Source organism: Pseudomonas sp. m6p, from assembly GCF_055760375.1.
The window spans coordinates 3,518,904-3,534,712 of the sequence record NZ_CM147084.1 but is presented as its reverse complement, the minus strand read 5'-3'; the positions used below and the strand labels follow the sequence as shown (position 1 = coordinate 3,534,712).

The window sequence follows — 15,809 nt, the reverse complement described above, 5'->3', positions numbered from 1 at the left end:
ATTCAATGGCTTGATTATAATTAGATGTGAAGTACAACTAGAGCGGTATGGTTGCATATGACGATCCTTCGTAATGATGCAAAGAGGATGGCTGCCCGAGAGTCAGGCAGTCGATATCAGACCCCGCATCAGGCGATAGCCGTAGCCGCGGATGCTCTGAATCGCGTTCGTACCATACATGTCCTTGATTTTTCCACGCAAGCGGCTGATGGATTTTTCCAGCGCTCTCGGGTCGTAGAAATGGGTGTTGAGCCCCATGATGCTGGCGATTTCATCATGGCTGAGAATGTGATTGCTGGTCTGCGCAAAGGCTTCCAGGATCTTCATCTCGGCGAACGAGATGTCGAGTTTCTGACGGGGGCTGCCCAGCAGGCAGATACGCGTAGGGTCGAGCGTCAGATTGATATCCCGCTGCCACTCTTCACTGTTGAAGAACTCACCGAGCAACTCGTCGCCCTCGTCGGCAAGTGTATTGAATTTGATACACGCGTCGGCGCCGGCCAGAAAATACTTGATCTTGTTGAATGCGCCGCGACCGGTAATGACCGCGCAGATGATCGGCTTCAAGTTGTCGCTGCGCAGGCTTTCAATCAGCGCAAGATTGTCTTCCAGCGCTTGCGGAGTGTCGATAACGATGAAGATGGCGCGATACGGACCAGAAAGTTCATTGTTGAAGGAACTAGTGTACGAACCGGCCTCAAGTGCCATATCAGTGTTTACGTGCTTCGCGATCAGCGCCCTGAAATGTTCGGCCACGCCACGGGTACGACCCAGAGTAAGAACACCGGGTACGTCGTTTGTCGGGCGCGGACTTCTCGTCGCCAAGTTCCCTGAGAGCATCATGCATTGACTCGAATTAGGTGCTGACATCGGGATGTTAAAGCACCGGTTCTCGTCTGTGACTGACAATTGGTAACATTCACGCGATTTTTAGACGTGGCTCCCGAGTTTTCTAACAATAATTAAGCATTTCAAGCTTTTAGTTGATTTTCTCGGGGTTGTGAACTAGTCGTTACATGGTGGCATTGTGGAATTGTGCCACTATTTTGAATCTATGGCGATGGCTTTATTCATGTCCAATTGCCACTGTTCACGATCCTGAGACAGTGTGAGCTGGATCACACTTTATTGGCGAATCGAACTTTTTTCTACCATAGGCCTAAATATTTTTCGGGTAGTTCGTAGGCGGACGTTTATTAACATGGCTTGAGTGTGTCTTTTGATAAGACATATTCTCCGTCGCCTGATCAGGCAATGGGTGTCGCGTTATACCGATTGTTTAACTTCAGATACTCAATTCCTGAATACAGTTGACCGGTCGCTCAGCAAGAGCGCTCTGACGGAGGATTAATGGATTTCTGGACCTTTATCCAGGTGTTGATTTTGGGCGCGGTAGAAGGCCTGACCGAGTTCTTGCCGATCTCCAGTACCGGCCACCAGATCATCGTCGCCGATCTGCTGGACTTCGGCGGTGAACGCGCGATGGCGTTCAATATCATCATTCAGCTGGGGGCGATCCTGGCCGTGGTCTGGGAGTTTCGCCCGAAGATCTTCGACATCGTCAAAGGCCTGCCCACCCAGCGCAATGCGCAACGTTTCACCCTTAATTTGTTGATTGCCTTTCTGCCGGCGGTGATCCTCGGCGTACTGTTCGCTGACAAAATCCATCAATACCTGTTTAACCCGATCACCGTGGCCATAGCCTTGGTGGTGGGCGGCATCGTCATGTTGTGGGCCGAACAGCGCCGCCATGTGGTGAGCGTCGATCACGTCGACGACATGCGCTGGTCAGACGCGTTGAAAATCGGTTTCGTGCAATGCCTGGCAATGATTCCCGGCACGTCGCGCTCGGGCTCGACCATCATCGGCGGATTATTGTTCGGCTTGTCCCGGAAAGCCGCCACAGAGTTCTCGTTCTTCCTCGCCATGCCGACCATGGTCGGCGCCGCGGTGTACTCCGGCTACAAATACCGTGACCTGTTCCAGGTCAGCGACCTCCCAGTGTTCGCTTTGGGTTTCGTCATCGCCTTCATCTTCGCCATGATCGCCGTGCGCGGCCTGCTCAAATTCATTGCCAACCACAGTTATGCGGCGTTCGCTTGGTATCGGATCGCGTTTGGCTTGTTGATTCTGGCGACGTGGGTGTTTGGCTGGGTGAACTGGACGGAAGCGACGGCGGGGTGATGCGCACGCCAGGCGGACCAACCCGCCTGGCGTGTTTTACGAAGGCAGGGCATCAACGCCCTTGCAGCAACTCGCCAGCCTGATCCAGCAACGCCAGCGGATCCTTGGCCTTGTGAATATCCACCGACAACAACTGACGGAATTTACGCGCCCCCGGGAACCCGGTGCCCAACCCCAGCACATGCCGGGTGATGTGATGCATCGCACCGCCCGCCTGCAAATGCTCGGCAATATAAGGTCGCAGCTGCGCCAGCGCCTCGGCCCGGCTGATCACCGGCGCGCTGCTGCCGAACAACTGCTGATCGACCTCCGCCAGCAAATACGGATTGTGATAAGCCTCACGCCCAAGCATCACACCGTCAAAGGTCTGCAAATGCTCATGGCAGGCCTCCATCGTCTTGATCCCGCCGTTCAGCACAATCTCCAGCTCCGGAAAATCCGCCTTCAACTGCGCCGCCACGTCATACCGCAACGGCGGAATGTCGCGATTCTCCTTCGGCGACAAGCCCTCCAGAATCGCAATCCGCGCATGCACGGTAAAACTGGTACATCCGGCGTCCCGCACCGTCCCGACGAAATCACACAACTCGGCGTAACTGTCCCGCCCATTGATCCCGATCCGATGCTTCACCGTCACCGGAATCGACACCGCATCGCGCATCGCCTTCACACAATCCGCCACCAACTGCGGATGCCCCATCAGGCACGCACCAATCATATTGTTCTGCACTCGATCACTCGGGCAGCCCACATTCAGATTCACTTCGTCGTAACCATGCTCCTGGGCCATGCGCGCGCAAGCGGCCAGATCGAGCGGGACGCTACCACCCAACTGCAGCGCCAGCGGGTGCTCGGCTTCGTTGTGACGGAGGAAACGTTCGTGATCGCCGTTGAGGAGAGCGCCGGTGGTGACCATTTCGGTGTAGAGCAGGGCGTTCTTCGACAGGAGGCGTAGGAAGTATCTGCAATGCCTATCAGTCCAATCCATCATCGGGGCGACGGAGAAGCGGCGGGAGAGTGGGGCGGGTGTGGCGGAGATAGGGGACATTGGCGGTTCTGGATTGGGTGGGGCTGGGAGGTGGGGGAGTTTATCAGGAATGGGGGACGGACGGGTTTGGAGTCTGGTGGAGGTCTGTGCTTGAAAAAACTGGATCAGCATCGGGGAATGCTTGGTAGTAAATAAATCTGACCCCTTTTTCCACCCTTTTTTGGGCATTTCGAGGAGCACGGCATTGCTCTCCTCGGGCTGTCCCCGTTATGAAAGATAAACTTAGCGGAGAACTAGTTAGAACTCTAGGTGTTGTCAGCGCTCCAGAAGAACGATTTTATTTGCTTTGAGAACCCAGTCATCCGCCATAGGAAGTGGTGCTTTTTTTTTCAGTATTTGTGGCCATTTGTGCGAGAGATCCGCGTTGATTGCTATGAAATTTCCCATATTTGAAGGTATGTCTTCCTCGGCGTAAATGGCGTCGCTGGGACATACTGGCACACACACACCGCAGTCTATGCACTTTTCGGGATCTATCACCGAGAAATTTGGTCCCTCATGAAAACAATTTACAGGGCAAACTTCGACGCACTCAGTGTATTTGCAGTTTATACAGTTGTCAGTCACTACGTATGTCATGTTGGTTCTCCAGGCTTTGTTTGTTTCGCTGCTGTAGTTATATGTTTTGTTGTCGGAGAAGGTAGTTGGCACCATTTTTGTTGAGGTTTGAACTGCCAGAAATGACAGGTTTTTATATTTTTTTGCGATATATACGTTTTTTTGAGTTATTAGGGCGCTATTAAAATCATCACGGAAGTACGTTTATGAACGGTAAATTTTGGATCAGCGTTGGTACAAACGCTGTTTTTTACGCTTTTCAACGGCCTACTTGCAGAGTGCGAGTCAATCCTTCAAAACTCCAGGCTGAGCGTTACTTGACACTGGATAGGCAACCCGAAGGCAAAAAGACAACCCACTTTCGTTATGGGGATACATAACTTTGTCTATTAGCTGCGCCACTGGCCTACCGAATGTTGCGATCACATGGGACAGTCCGACCCCGGATCAGCAATTCTATGATCTAGTAGGAAGGGCAGGTAGTTTGGTTTCGACACGATCTGTCGACGATATTATGAAATATTCGAAGTAGTGTAGGGCGCGGGCGCTTAATGATAACGGATAGGTTGCTACGGTTGAGTAGATAGGAGATGCAATTGAGTGCCAAGCTCTCGTTCGTGACGGTAGTGGATCGGTAATTTCTATGTTTTCAAAATAAAGTCACTTCATGGTGAGGTTGCGTTTCTAGTCGTGCTGAAGTGCTTTAGCACTTTCTGAAAGCTCTTCATCCAGACCTGTCAACAAATGAACCGGTGCTGACGTTATCAGACTTGCCTGGAACCGCGCTTTGGGACAAAGCTCCCAAATTTTAAACGGTTTAGATGCGTCTTGTTTAAAGTGTGGTTATCTGTACTACCTTAGCCCTACAACGCCTTGCGCCTCCCCCTACACCTAAGACAGAATTCGCCGGCTTGTACGTCTAGACCTTGGGTTCTATCGTTCTCGGGTCACTGAAAACCAGTGACCGGGTTTGGTAGCCCGCGTGTTAGATGTACAGCGTCACCATCACCGATCGTGCTGTCGGTCGGGGTCTATGGTGGTCATGTACAGGGCGTCTTCGGGCGCGCCGGCTCCTAACACCCGGTCTACCAACCTGTTCATGGCCGCCACCCTTCGTTTGGTAGCGAAAGGGTGAAGCCCTCACTAAAAGTGTTAGGAGTTTCATCCATGTTCAAACCAACACCCAACCCACCCGAATCCAACCCCGCATCCCCCTACGAATCCCTCGATTCCCGCAAACTCCACGAAGCCGCCGAGCGCGCCCTCGATCACTACCTCACCCCGGCCAGCCAGATCATGGCCAGCGGCGATCAATCCAAACCGATGTTCCTCGCCAACCCGGCCTACGACACTGAATCCCTGCTCGCCAACGCCAGTGAATCCCTGGGTTCCGCCACGACCATGCTCAACGATTTCGCCGCGTTGCTGGATGTCTCGCACCGCAAGACGCTGCTGGGCATTGCGCAGGTGGTGATGTTGGGGGAGTTGGCGGTGAATCAGGCGTTGGATAACGTCGAGCTCAAAGCGTAGATCGCTGCCCTCCGTGGCGAGCGGCGGGGTCGCGGAGGGCGCTCAGTCGATGCGCAAAACAACCGCCGAAAATGGCGGGTTTCAGCCTGTTTCCACAGCAATAGCGATGTGCCACAAAAAATGATGGCAATGCGTCATCATTGGCTCAAAAAAGTTCAACGCTTATACAAAAATATAAAGTTGTACAACATTTCCCAAAGTTTATAGCATCCGTTCCCAACACCTTTGCTGAAACGATAAATCCAGCACGAACCCTGGATTTGTCCGCTGGTGCGTGCGCCGTCGGTACGGTTTTTCGCGTCAGTCTGTTGCAGCCGGGACAGTTGGAGCTGTCCGCCATTTGCTCAGGATGACGCCCCCGAATATGAGCGGCAATTGCGGTTGCCTGAGATCAATTTTTTGTGCCTGACGTTGAATCGCGTCAGGGCGTTAGAGGCTGAACATGGCAGAAGCATCGAGTTTCCTGGGCAACATCAAGGTTTCCCGAAAGTTGGGGGCCGGGTTTGGCGTTCTGTTGCTGGCGGTGGGGGCGGTGGCTTTCATTGGCTATAGCAGCAGCAATGTGCTGGTGGATCGCCTGGACACCACGCGTCTGATCGGCACGCTCAACGATGCGTCGCAGGACATGCGGTTGTCGGAGAAGCAGTACGAAGCGGCAGCGGATGCGGCGTTTGCCGAGGCTTATCAGTCGCGGCTGACGGTGTTGCAAGGGCTGATCGCGAAGGCCTTGCAGACCCTGACGCGGGCGGAAAACCAGCAGGCCTTGAAGCGTTTGCAGGACACCACGCTAGCCTACGATCAACAGGTCAAGCGCTTGGTCGAGGCGGACAAAGCGACCAGCGATGCGCTGAAACCGTTGGGAGCGATGTCGGACAAGTACGCCGAGACCTTCAACAGGCTGTTCGAGAGCGCCACGGCCAGTGCGTTGGCGTCAGCCGACAGCGCGCGGGTGGCGGACTTGCGCACGGTGGCGGATCTGCGCAATGGCATGACGATGTTTCGTCTGATGCTGCGACGTTATATCGCGGTGCCGAGCGAGGCCAACAAGAAGGTGCTGCTGGACACCACCGATGCGTTCCTGACGGACATGAGCAAGGCGCGCAGCGGGTTGCCGGCGGCCCTGTCGAGTCAGCTTGAAGAGGCGCAGGCCGGGATCCGGCGTTATCGCGAGGTGCTGCTGGAGGTTGCCGCGCTGTTCGAGCAGAAGCAGAGCTTGCGCCAGCAGGTGGATCAACAAAGCCAGGCGATGGACAGCATCATGACCGGCCTGATGGACACCCAGCAGCGTCTGGCGCGGGACGATCAACATCGTGCGTTTATCCAGATTGCCGTGCTGACGGTGCTGGCGCTGGTGGTCGGTCTGTTGGCTGCAGTGCTGATTTCGCGGCAGATCACCGGGCCGCTGGCGTTGACGGTGGAGCTAGCGCGGCGGATTGCCAAAGGTGATCTGACGGTGCAAGCCAAATCCAGCCGCAAGGATGAGTTGGGCGATCTGCAAAACGCGATGCAGGACATGGCGCAAAGTCTGAACACGCTGGTGCAGGGGATCGGTAACGGCGTGACCCATATTTCGACGTCGGCCGAGAAGCTTTCGGCGATGAGCGAGCAGACCAGCGCCGGTGTGCGTCAGCAGAAAGTCGAGGTCGATCAGGTCGCCACGGCGGTGCACGAAATGGCCTCGACGGTGCAGGAGGTCGCGCGCAACACCACCGACGCGTCCGCCGCCGCGACCCTGGCCGATCAGCAGGCGCGTCACGGCAGTGCGGTGGTCAAGCAGGCGACTGTGCAGATCAGCGAGCTGTCGGTGGCGATCGAGGACCTGGGCGCGGCAATGAACGTGCTGTCCCAGGACAGTGAGCAGATCGGCAAGGTCATCGATGTGATCAAGGCTGTCGCCGAGCAGACCAACCTGTTGGCGCTGAACGCGGCGATTGAAGCGGCGCGGGCGGGGGAGCAGGGCCGTGGTTTTGCGGTGGTTGCCGATGAAGTGCGCTCGCTGGCGCAGCGCACCCAGGATTCAACCAAGGAAATCGAAGCGCTGATTGTCACCTTGCAGCAGGGCACGCAGGCGGCCTCTACACTGATGACATCCAGCCGCGAACGCACGCTGGATACCGTGGTGCTGGCGCAGAAGGCCGAACAGGCGATCACCGAGATCAACCAGTCGATCGGCACGATCCAGCAAATGAGCCTGCAGATTTCCGCCGCCGCCGAGCAGCAAAGTGCGGTGGCCGATGAGATCAATCGCAGCATCGTCAGTGTGCGCGATGTGGCTGATCAGTCGGCCGTCGCCAGCGAAGAAAGTGCTGCTGCGACCCTTGAGCTGGCGTCGCTGGGGCAGGACTTGCAACGCATGACGGCGCATTTCCGTACCTGATGGCATTTCGCAATGAACTTGGCCGGAATTGACCGGTCAGCCTGTATAAGCGGTGGCCGCCATGCGGCGCCACCCGGTCCGTGCAGTTATTTTTTCTGGGCCATGGATGGTTGCAACCCGCTCTCAGGGGGCGTCATGACCAAAACTCCAGTTTTCCCCCAGCCCAGCGGGGGGTGCCAGGGCTGCCGGCAAAAAGGCGAAGCCGACATGGCGTTCTCCTTCGCGTTCCAGCCAATTGTCGATGTGCGCGATCAATCGACCTTCGCCCACGAGGCGTTGGTTCGTGGCGTGCAGGGCGAAGGGGCGCTGTCGGTGCTGCAGCAGGTCGATGACCAGAACCGCTATCGCTTCGATCAACTGTGCCGCGTGCGGGCGATCTCCACCGCCGCGCAGTTGGGCCTCACAGGTTTTCTTTCGATCAACTTCCTGCCCAACGCGGTTTATCGCCCGGACCTGTGCATTCGCAGCACGCTGGAGGCGGCGCGGGCGCATGCGTTTCCGCTTGAGCGGCTGATCTTCGAAGCGGTCGAGGGTGAGCACGTTGAAAGCAACAAGCACTTGATGAACATCTTGCGCGAGTACCGCGAGTTTGGCTTCAAGACCGCCATCGATGACTTCGGTGCGGGGTATTCCGGGTTGAATCTGCTGGCGGACTTTCAACCGGATCTGATCAAACTGGACATGGCGCTGATACGCGGTATTCACCGCGACCGCGTACGTCAGGCGATTGTGCGGGGCGTGGTGGGCATGTGTACCGAACTGGGGATCGAGGTGATTGCCGAGGGCATCGAGCACCCGGAGGAGCGGGATTTCCTGGCCGATTGCGGGATTTATCTGATGCAGGGATTCTGGTTCGCCAAACCGGCGTTCGAGGCGATGGCGCAGATTCCTGCCGGGGCGTGGCGGACGATTTGATGCGAAGCTGAACCCGTGCTGTCGATCAGCCAGGTTTCATCTTGCCGGGGGCGGTGAACGCCTAGGATGCTTGCACAAGATCATCCCAAGGGGAGCCGTACCATGCGCGCCGCCGTCGTCAAAGTGCTGTTGATCGCTGCAACTGTTTCGGTATTGAGTGCCTGTTCGGGCGCCGGTGGCTTGACCACCACCAGTTGTTTTTCTGCGGATTGTCAGTCGCCCGAAGGGCGCAGTCATGCCACGACCCTGAAGTTTGGCGGCAACAGCATTGGCAGCAGCTTGAATCAGTACAGCTCCGGGATGTTGCATGATGATTGATCAAAATCGAGGCTGAACCTGTGGCGAGGGAGCTTGCTCCCGCTGGGTCGCGAAGCGGCTCCTCAAAAGAAGGCCTGCTGCGCAGTCCAGCGGGAGCAAGCTCCCTCGCCACAACTGTTTATGTCTGGTGGGTTACTGCGGCACTGCCAGCCACTCACCAATGACCTTCTGATAACTGCCAGTGACTTTGCTCAGATGCAGCCACTGATCAACGTACAGTTTCCAACTGATGTCATCACGCGGCAGCAGATAAGCCTTTTCCCCGTACTGCATGTATTGGTGCGGATTCACCGCGCACAACCCCGGTTTGAGTTTCTGCTGATACAGCGCTTCCGAGGCGTCGGTGATCATCACGTCGGCCTTGTTGTCGAGCAGTTGCTGGAAGATCGTCACGTTGTCGTGCAGGGCCAGTTGCGCCTTGGGCAGGAAGGCGTGGACGAAGGCTTCGTTGGTACCGCCGGCCGGTTCCACCAGGCGCACGTCTGGCTGGTTGATCTGCTCGATGGTCTGGTATTTGGCCTGCTCGGCGCAGCGTACCAGCGGGATCTTGCCGTCGCTGTCGAGGGTGTTGCTGAAGAAGGCTTTTTTCTGCCGTTCCAGCGTCACCGAAATCCCGCCCATGCCGATGTCGCACTTGCCGGCCTGCATGTCCGGCATCAGGGTTTTCCAGGTGGTCTGCACCCACTCGACTTTGACCCCGAGGCTGTCGGCCAGCGAGCGCGCCATGGCGATGTCGATGCCTTCAAATTCGCCGTCGGCGCGCTTGAAGGTGTAGGGCTTGTAGTCGCCGGTGGTGCAGACGCGCAGTTGGCCTTGTTGCTGGATGCTGTCGAGGTGCGAAGTGGCTTCCTGAGCCTGAACACCCGCGGCCAGGGCCAGCGTGCCGCAAAGGATCATCGTGCTTTTTAGAATAGTCATGAACATCGGGCTTCTGCAGAGGACGGTGAACCAGTGTAGTGAAAGGCCTTCGCGGGTGTCATCCCGCGTCCGGACTCAACGTGCCAAGCCACGCCACCAGCGCCACGATCAGCAGGGCCATGCCCAGTTCCAGCAGCACACTGCGCCTGAGTGCGTTCGCCGCGATGACGTGCTGTCCATCGCGTAGTGATCGCGCCAGCGCCGGCCCGAGGTGGAAGCGGTTCAGCGCGGCCAATACCAGCATCCCGGCAAACAGCACAACCTTGATCGCCAGCAACACACCGTAAGTGCCGAGCAGCACGTCATCCAGCCTCGGGCCGACGATGAACAGGTAATTCACCACGCCGCTCACCGACAGCGTCAGCACAATCGTCGCGCCAACCCATTCGAAGCGTTTCACCGCCTCAGCCAGCAGGCGAATCCGCGCTTCATCCACACGACCCCGCGCCAGCAACACCAGCGCCAGCATCCCGCCCAACCACGCACCCGCCGCCAGCAGATGCAGGATGTCGCTGAGGAAATGCCAGAACCGCAGCGAGCCCTCGTCCATGGCCCCGTGCCCACTCCACGCAAGGGAGCTGAGGACAACCGCGCCGGCCGTCGACGCGAGCCACATCCCCGGCTGAATCAGCACCACGATCAGCGCAATCATGCGCAGCGCCCACGCCAGCCCGACGTCCGTTTCCAGCAGCATCACCTGCAGATGCGGCCAGAGTGCGGCGAGTTCGGTTTCGCCACTCATGGTGCTCGTCATCAGCACCAGTCCAGCCACTGATAGCAGTGCCCCGATCAACGCCAATCCACGCAGCATCGGGCCAGACCGCAGGTCGGCGTCAGCGCTGTACAGCGTAAACAACCCTACCCCGAACAACAGCAGCAAATCCACATACAACGCCAGGCGCAAAATGATGTTGATCAGTTCAGCCATCGCTCACTTCACTTTGAACGTGACGTTGCCGGTGATCGGGTGCGTGTCGGACGACACCGCGCGCCACTCGACCTGGTAGGTGCCGGCGGGCAACGGCGCGAGCGGGGTGACGAGCATGGATTTCGGGTCGCTGCCAGCGCTGACTCTGGCCTTCATCGGCATCGGCGAATGGGCCATGCCGGGCATCTCGGTCATCACCAGTTTGGCGCCGGAGAACCGGGTCAACAGGTTTTCGGAAAAGTGCAGCTCGATCGTGTCCGGCGCTGCGCCGTCAGCACCTTCGGCCGGGGTTGATGACAGCAGTTTCGGGTGGGCCTGGGCGAGGCTGCTCAAGAGCAATCCGCTGGCGAGTGCCAAGGTGATATTCAATGTGCGCATGCAAGACTCCGGGTTGTTTTTTAATGGGATTCAAAACCACAGCCGCACACCGAGTACGAGGCGTGCTTCGCTGCGACTTTCGCCTTCTTCGCGGGCGTAATCGGCGGTGTTGCCGTAGGTGCGGTTCCACGTCACGCCGAGGTACGGCGCAAATTCGCGGCGGATTTCGTAGCGCAGGCGCAGGCCGGCTTCAGTGTTCGACAGGCCGGAACCAAGGCCTCGTTGCGGGTCGTTTTTGCCATAGACGTTGAGTTCGGCCGTGGGCTGCAGGATCAGCCGGTTGGTCAGCAGAATGTCGTAGTCGCCTTCCAGCCGCAGCGCGCTTTGTCCGCCCTCACCGAGAAACGCCGTGGCCTCGGCTTCGAAGTTGTACAGCGCCATGCCCTGCAGACCGAACGCGGCCCAGGTTTGTGCGGCGCCGGGTTTGAAGTCCTGACGCACGCCGCTGACCACGTCCCACCACGGCGAAATCGCATGGCCCCACAATGCCTGGAGTTCGGCGTCCTCGGTCTTGCCGTTGCTGCGTTCGCCTTCGGACCGCAGCCACAGGCGATCGATGTCGCCGCCGATCCAGCCGGACAGATCCCAGGCCAAAGCGCTGCCGTCATCGGCGTTTTGCCATTCGAGTTTGTCGGCGAGGAAGTAACTGTTGATCGCGCTGTCATGCACCTGATGGCCGCCGGGGCTGGCGAACACGGCGGCGCGGTCGGCGTCGGTCAGCACCGGGATCGGCGTGCGGCTTTCAGTGGGTGCGGCAGGCTGCATCATGCCGTCGTCCATGCTTTGCATCGAGTGATCCATGCCGGGCATCTGGCTGTGATCCATGCCTTGCATGTCATTGGCGGCCATGACAGAGGCGCTGATGAACAGCACGGAGAACGCTGCAAGTCGAGTCATCATCAGCCCCTTCATTCTTCCACCCGCACTTCGCGGAACATGCCCGTTTCCATGTGATAAAGCAGATGGCAGTGATAGGCCCAGCGGCCCAATGCATCGGCCGTGACCCGATAACTGCGACGGGTACCGGGAGGCATGTCGATGGTGTGTTTGCGCACCTGGAAGTTGCCGTTTTCGTCTTCCAGATCGCTCCACATGCCGTGCAGGTGGATGGGGTGGGTCATCATCGTGTCGTTGACCAGCACCAGACGGATGCGCTCGCCGTACTTGAGGCGCAGCGGTTCGGCATCGGAGAACTTGATGCCGTTGAACGACCAGGCGAACTTCTCCATGTGCCCGGTCAGGTGCAGCTCGATCGTGCGCCCGGGATCGCGGCCGTCCGGGTCGTCGAAGGTGCTGCGCAGGTCGGCGTAAGTCAGCACGCGACGACCGTTGTTGCGCAGCCCGAGGCCGGGGTCGTCGAGTTTCGGTGTGGGGGTCATGGCTTGCATGTCCACCAGCGGATTGTCTTTTTCGCTGGCGGGGTGCGATTGCATCGGGCCCATCGCCGAGTGGTCCATGCCCGCCATGTCGCTCATGTCCATCGAGCCGTGGTCCATGCCACCCATGCCCATGTCGTCCATGGTCACCAATGGGCGCGAATCCAGCGCTGGCACTGGGGCCGTCAGACCGGCGCGGGACGCGAGGGTGGCGCGGGCGTAACCGCTGCGGTCCATGGCCTGGGCGAACAGGGTATAAGCGTCGGCGGCGGGTTCGACGATCACATCGTAGGTTTCCGCCACCGCGATGCGCAGTTCATCGACGCTGACCGGTTTGACGTGCAAACCGTCCGCCGCCACCACGGTCATTTTCAGCCCGGGTATGCGTACGTCGAAGTAGGTCATGGCCGAGCCGTTGATCAGGCGCAGGCGCAGTTTTTCGCCGAGGCGAAACAGGCCGGTCCAATTCGATTCAGGGGCGTGGCCGTTGATCAGGAAAGTGTAGGTGGCGCCACTGACGTCGGCGATGTCGGTGGGGTTCATCTTCATTTGCGCCCACATCGTGCGGTCGGCGACGGTGGCACTCCAGCCTTTGTCGCTGACGTCGTCGATGAAATCGCCAACCGTGCGCTTGTGGTAGTTGTAGTAGTCGGACTGCTTTTTCAGGGTTTTCAGCAGGCTGGCCGGGTCCTCGTCGGTCCAGTCGCTGAGCATCACCACGTAGTCGCGGTCGTAGTGGAACGGCTCCGGTTCTTTCGCATCGATCACCAACGGCCCGTAGACCCCGGCCTGTTCCTGCAAGCCGGAGTGGCTGTGATACCAGTAAGTGCCGTGCTGCCGCACCTTGAACTGGTAGACATACACGCCGCCCGGTTCGATGCCGTGAAAACTCAGACCCGGCACGCCGTCCATGTTGGCCGGCAGCAGGATGCCGTGCCAGTGAATCGAAGTGCTGTCCTTGAGCCGATTACGCACCCGCAGCGTCACCGTGTCGCCTTCGCGCCAGCGCAACAGCGGACCGGGCAGGCTGCCATTGATGGTCAGCGCAGTGCGCGGGCTGCCGGTGAAGTTGACCGGGGTTTCGCCGATGAACAGCTCGAACTCGCTGCCGCTCAGCTCATTGATCTGCCCTGGCCCGCTCAGCGCCCAGACCGGCGCGCGCCACAGACCGAGGCCGCCGAGCAGGCCACTGGCGGCCAGGCCTTTGACGAAGGTGCGTCTTGAAGTGTTGGAAGGCATGCGCTGGAAGTCCCCGTTTGAAACATGACGGGGAGGCTAACCAGCGCTGGCTTTCAGTTGGCTGAGGGCGGGATTACAGTTTTGACAGTTTGCCCGTCCCTGTTACAGGCCCAGACCTTCCTGCACCACCTGCAACAGATTGTTCTCGGTCAGCGCAATCGCATCCAGCTCCTGCCCGGTTTCCACTGTCTGCAACCACCAATGGCTTTCATGATGTTCATCGACGGTGCGCAGCAGGTAGGTGTTGCGATCCGGCAGGGTGATCTGCACGCGGCCGGCGCCGTCCTCGGTAAACCGGGCGATGGGATCAAAGGTCAGGGTTTGCTGGTTAGCTTCGATCACCAGTTGGTCGATCGCGTAATCGTGGCTTTCGCCATCGGGTGAGCTCTCGCAAACGTGGGTTGGATTGCGGCGGATTTTCAGGCCGACTTCAGTGACTGGCTGCAGCCAGACCTCAATGCGGTGGTACAGATCGTAGACCTGCGCCGGCCAGCAATCGATCTCCAGCGCGGCATCCGCGTGGGTGTGCCGGGTTTGCTTGAGTTTGGCGGCGAGTTCGTCTGCTTTACTCATTTCGGATCCCTTGGTTTGATGTCTGCCTGTTAATCGTAGACCTTTCAACGGTGTACGGCTTTGCCTTGCGTCATGCGCTTGCAACACAAGCATGGCGAAATCAGCGCTGGTCAAGTCTGGCCAGCATCAAAAACCACGGACGCAGGCGTCCCAAGGAGCGGGTACATGAAAAAGCTGTTTACAATTCTGGCGCTGATCGCGCTGACGGCCGGTAGCATCGGCCTGAGTTCGGCGCGTCAGTCGCACGCCAGCAAGGTGCAAACGGAAGCGGTGGCGGGGCAGTTCGATTACTACCTGCTGACGCTGTCCTGGTCGCCGACCTTTTGCCTCACTCACAAAGATGACGTGCAATGTTCCGGCAAGGGTTATGGCTTCGTGCTGCACGGTTTGTGGCCGCAATACGCCAATGGCGGCTGGCCGGAATCCTGCCCACCCTTGACCACGCTGTCGGCGGCGGAGACGACCAAAGGTCTGACGCTGTTCCCGACCAAAAAACTGCTTGATCACGAATGGTCCAAGCACGGCACTTGCAGCGGTCTGGGCGCGATGGGTTATCTGGATGAGGCGGACAAAGCGGTGGGCGCGGTGAAGATCCCGCAAGAGCTGCAGCCGTTCAGTTCCTCGTATTATTTCGAAGCCCAGGAAATCGCCGACCTGTTCCGCAAGGCCAACCCGGGGATCCCGGCCGATGGCATCGCGGTGATCTGCAGCGGCCCGGAACTCTCGGAAGTGCGGGTATGCATGGGCAAGGATCTGCAGTTCGGTGCTTGCGGCAAGGGCGTGAAGACCCAGTGCCGGGCGGGGGATATTCGGGTGCCGCCGTCGCGTTGATGTGAGTGGTTTGCACGAATTAAAAAGGCGCCTCGATCGGGCGCCTTTTTTTGCCTGGAGGTTTGAAGCAACCTGGAAATTCACGCATGCTTGCGCCCCCAAAAGGATGACCCGCAACACTGCAAGGAGCTGTTCATGAGCGGAAAACCCGCCGCCCGCGTCACCGATCCGACCGCCTGCCCACTCCCGGGACATGGCACCAATCCGATTGCCAGTGGCTCGCCGAACGTGAATTTCGACGGCTTGGCGGCTGCACGAATGACTGATAAATCAGCGTGCGGTAGCCCGATTACTGGCGGCGTTTCTTCGACGGTGTTTATCAATGGCTTGAACGCCGCGACCCTGGACAGCACCGGAGGGCACGGCAATGTGGTCATTGGTGGATCCGGCACGGTCATCATTGGTGACACGGTAACAGCGGCACCTTTCAGTGGTTTGCTGCCGATGCCGGTGCATTTCACGGACAAGTTGAAACTCGTCAATGACGTGACCGGTGAGCCCATGATCAATCATCCCTACGTGATTCAGCGCGCAGATGGGCGACTGGAACACGGGGTGTCTGACGCTAATGGGTTCACCCACGAGGTCAGCTCGCACCTGCCTGAAACCATCAAGCTGTTTCTGGAGGAGTGAGGC

At 58.4% G+C, this 15,809-nt stretch carries 16 protein-coding genes and 1 pseudogene; 8 read left to right on the top strand and 9 right to left on the bottom strand.

The features are described 5' to 3' along the window. Nucleotides 1-102: 102 nt before the first annotated feature. Nucleotides 103-843: a winged helix-turn-helix domain-containing protein gene (locus ACYZUM_RS16000; protein ID WP_108183311.1), complete on the bottom strand. Its 741-nt coding sequence runs from the start codon at nucleotides 841-843 to the stop codon at nucleotides 103-105. A 507-nt stretch (nucleotides 844-1,350) separates the two neighbouring features. Between ACYZUM_RS16000 and ACYZUM_RS15995 the strand changes: the two genes are divergently transcribed. Next, nucleotides 1,351-2,184: an undecaprenyl-diphosphate phosphatase gene (locus tag ACYZUM_RS15995; protein ID WP_108183310.1), complete on the top strand. Its 834-nt coding sequence runs from the start codon at nucleotides 1,351-1,353 to the stop codon at nucleotides 2,182-2,184. A 52-nt stretch (nucleotides 2,185-2,236) separates the two neighbouring features. Here ACYZUM_RS15995 and dusA read toward each other — a convergent pair whose 3' ends face one another. Beyond that, entirely contained in the window at nucleotides 2,237-3,232 is a 996-nt protein-coding gene (gene dusA / locus ACYZUM_RS15990; protein ID WP_123588481.1) for a tRNA dihydrouridine(20/20a) synthase DusA, read from the bottom strand. A 255-nt stretch (nucleotides 3,233-3,487) separates the two neighbouring features. Then, nucleotides 3,488-3,811 carry a ferredoxin FdxA gene (fdxA, locus tag ACYZUM_RS15985; RefSeq protein ID WP_108183264.1) on the bottom strand — a complete coding sequence of 108 codons (324 nt, stop codon included), beginning with the start codon at nucleotides 3,809-3,811 and terminating at the stop codon, nucleotides 3,488-3,490. A 1,146-nt stretch (nucleotides 3,812-4,957) separates the two neighbouring features. Between fdxA and ACYZUM_RS15980 the strand changes: the two genes are divergently transcribed. The 5 genes and pseudogenes from ACYZUM_RS15980 to ACYZUM_RS15960 all read left to right on the top strand — a co-directional run bounded on the left by ACYZUM_RS15980 (nucleotide 4,958) and on the right by ACYZUM_RS15960 (nucleotide 8,930). Further along, nucleotides 4,958-5,320, top strand: coding sequence for a DUF6124 family protein (locus ACYZUM_RS15980; protein ID WP_103520375.1), 363 nt, complete (start codon nucleotides 4,958-4,960; stop codon nucleotides 5,318-5,320). A gap of 442 nt (nucleotides 5,321-5,762) precedes the next feature. Further along, a pseudogene (locus ACYZUM_RS15975) lies at nucleotides 5,763-6,839 on the top strand (methyl-accepting chemotaxis protein); the annotation flags it as partial. Further along, nucleotides 6,825-7,697: a methyl-accepting chemotaxis protein gene (locus ACYZUM_RS15970; RefSeq protein ID WP_411157868.1), complete on the top strand. Its 873-nt coding sequence runs from the start codon at nucleotides 6,825-6,827 to the stop codon at nucleotides 7,695-7,697. The pseudogene ACYZUM_RS15975 and the gene ACYZUM_RS15970, both read left to right, overlap by 15 nt. Before the next feature lie 135 nt (nucleotides 7,698-7,832). Further along, a complete protein-coding gene (rimA, locus tag ACYZUM_RS15965; RefSeq protein WP_108183262.1) occupies nucleotides 7,833-8,612 on the top strand; it encodes a S6 modification regulatory phosphodiesterase RimA in 780 nt (259 codons plus the stop codon). 102 nt (nucleotides 8,613-8,714) lie between these two features. After that, nucleotides 8,715-8,930 (top strand): hypothetical protein, encoded by a 216-nt coding sequence (locus ACYZUM_RS15960; protein ID WP_047293172.1) that lies wholly within the window; start codon nucleotides 8,715-8,717, stop codon nucleotides 8,928-8,930. Between the two features lie 132 nt (nucleotides 8,931-9,062). On the opposite strand, the gene ACYZUM_RS15955 is transcribed toward ACYZUM_RS15960, so the two are convergent. From ACYZUM_RS15955 to ACYZUM_RS15930, 6 genes are all read right to left on the bottom strand, one after another. Beyond that, nucleotides 9,063-9,848, bottom strand: coding sequence for a transporter substrate-binding domain-containing protein (locus ACYZUM_RS15955; RefSeq protein ID WP_041066325.1), 786 nt, complete (start codon nucleotides 9,846-9,848; stop codon nucleotides 9,063-9,065). Between the two features lie 58 nt (nucleotides 9,849-9,906). Continuing rightward, nucleotides 9,907-10,776, bottom strand: a complete 870-nt coding sequence (gene copD, locus ACYZUM_RS15950) for a copper homeostasis membrane protein CopD (protein ID WP_108183261.1) — start codon at nucleotides 10,774-10,776, stop codon at nucleotides 9,907-9,909. A gap of 3 nt (nucleotides 10,777-10,779) precedes the next feature. Next, the gene (gene copC / locus ACYZUM_RS15945) at nucleotides 10,780-11,154 is read right to left on the bottom strand and encodes a copper homeostasis periplasmic binding protein CopC (protein ID WP_108183260.1); all 375 of its coding nucleotides are present in this window, start codon (nucleotides 11,152-11,154) and stop codon (nucleotides 10,780-10,782) included. A gap of 30 nt (nucleotides 11,155-11,184) precedes the next feature. Next, nucleotides 11,185-12,051 carry a copper resistance protein B gene (locus ACYZUM_RS15940; protein WP_041066328.1) on the bottom strand — a complete coding sequence of 289 codons (867 nt, stop codon included), beginning with the start codon at nucleotides 12,049-12,051 and terminating at the stop codon, nucleotides 11,185-11,187. Between the two features lie 11 nt (nucleotides 12,052-12,062). Continuing rightward, nucleotides 12,063-13,769 carry a copper resistance system multicopper oxidase gene (locus ACYZUM_RS15935; protein WP_108183259.1) on the bottom strand — a complete coding sequence of 569 codons (1,707 nt, stop codon included), beginning with the start codon at nucleotides 13,767-13,769 and terminating at the stop codon, nucleotides 12,063-12,065. Between the two features lie 102 nt (nucleotides 13,770-13,871). After that, entirely contained in the window at nucleotides 13,872-14,342 is a 471-nt protein-coding gene (locus ACYZUM_RS15930; RefSeq protein ID WP_041065962.1) for a hypothetical protein, read from the bottom strand. A gap of 165 nt (nucleotides 14,343-14,507) precedes the next feature. Between ACYZUM_RS15930 and ACYZUM_RS15925 the strand changes: the two genes are divergently transcribed. Continuing rightward, nucleotides 14,508-15,173 carry a ribonuclease T2 gene (locus ACYZUM_RS15925; protein ID WP_108183258.1) on the top strand — a complete coding sequence of 222 codons (666 nt, stop codon included), beginning with the start codon at nucleotides 14,508-14,510 and terminating at the stop codon, nucleotides 15,171-15,173. Nucleotides 15,174-15,308: 135 nt separating this feature from the next. Then, on the top strand, nucleotides 15,309-15,806 hold the full coding sequence (locus ACYZUM_RS15920) for a PAAR domain-containing protein (RefSeq protein ID WP_003226482.1): 498 nt from the start codon (nucleotides 15,309-15,311) through the stop codon (nucleotides 15,804-15,806). Nucleotides 15,807-15,809: the final 3 nt, after the last annotated feature.

Excerpts from the sequence above, each read along its gene's own strand:
- rimA (WP_108183262.1), top strand. The coding sequence starts at position 7,833 with ATGACCAAAACTCCAGTTTTCCCCCAGCCCAGCGGGGGGTGCCAGGGC.
- copD (WP_108183261.1), bottom strand. The coding sequence starts at position 10,776 with ATGGCTGAACTGATCAACATCATTTTGCGCCTGGCGTTGTATGTGGAT.
- dusA (WP_123588481.1), bottom strand. The coding sequence starts at position 3,232 with ATGTCCCCTATCTCCGCCACACCCGCCCCACTCTCCCGCCGCTTCTCC.
- ACYZUM_RS15940 (WP_041066328.1), bottom strand. The coding sequence starts at position 12,051 with ATGACTCGACTTGCAGCGTTCTCCGTGCTGTTCATCAGCGCCTCTGTC.
- ACYZUM_RS15960 (WP_047293172.1), top strand. The coding sequence starts at position 8,715 with ATGCGCGCCGCCGTCGTCAAAGTGCTGTTGATCGCTGCAACTGTTTCG.
- ACYZUM_RS15925 (WP_108183258.1), top strand. The coding sequence starts at position 14,508 with ATGAAAAAGCTGTTTACAATTCTGGCGCTGATCGCGCTGACGGCCGGT.
- ACYZUM_RS15955 (WP_041066325.1), bottom strand. The coding sequence starts at position 9,848 with ATGACTATTCTAAAAAGCACGATGATCCTTTGCGGCACGCTGGCCCTG.
- ACYZUM_RS15920 (WP_003226482.1), top strand. The coding sequence starts at position 15,309 with ATGAGCGGAAAACCCGCCGCCCGCGTCACCGATCCGACCGCCTGCCCA.
- ACYZUM_RS15970 (WP_411157868.1), top strand. The coding sequence starts at position 6,825 with ATGCAGGACATGGCGCAAAGTCTGAACACGCTGGTGCAGGGGATCGGT.
- fdxA (WP_108183264.1), bottom strand. The coding sequence starts at position 3,811 with ATGACATACGTAGTGACTGACAACTGTATAAACTGCAAATACACTGAG.
- copC (WP_108183260.1), bottom strand. The coding sequence starts at position 11,154 with ATGCGCACATTGAATATCACCTTGGCACTCGCCAGCGGATTGCTCTTG.
- ACYZUM_RS15930 (WP_041065962.1), bottom strand. The coding sequence starts at position 14,342 with ATGAGTAAAGCAGACGAACTCGCCGCCAAACTCAAGCAAACCCGGCAC.
- ACYZUM_RS15995 (WP_108183310.1), top strand. The coding sequence starts at position 1,351 with ATGGATTTCTGGACCTTTATCCAGGTGTTGATTTTGGGCGCGGTAGAA.
- ACYZUM_RS16000 (WP_108183311.1), bottom strand. The coding sequence starts at position 843 with ATGATGCTCTCAGGGAACTTGGCGACGAGAAGTCCGCGCCCGACAAAC.
- ACYZUM_RS15980 (WP_103520375.1), top strand. The coding sequence starts at position 4,958 with ATGTTCAAACCAACACCCAACCCACCCGAATCCAACCCCGCATCCCCC.
- ACYZUM_RS15935 (WP_108183259.1), bottom strand. The coding sequence starts at position 13,769 with ATGCCTTCCAACACTTCAAGACGCACCTTCGTCAAAGGCCTGGCCGCC.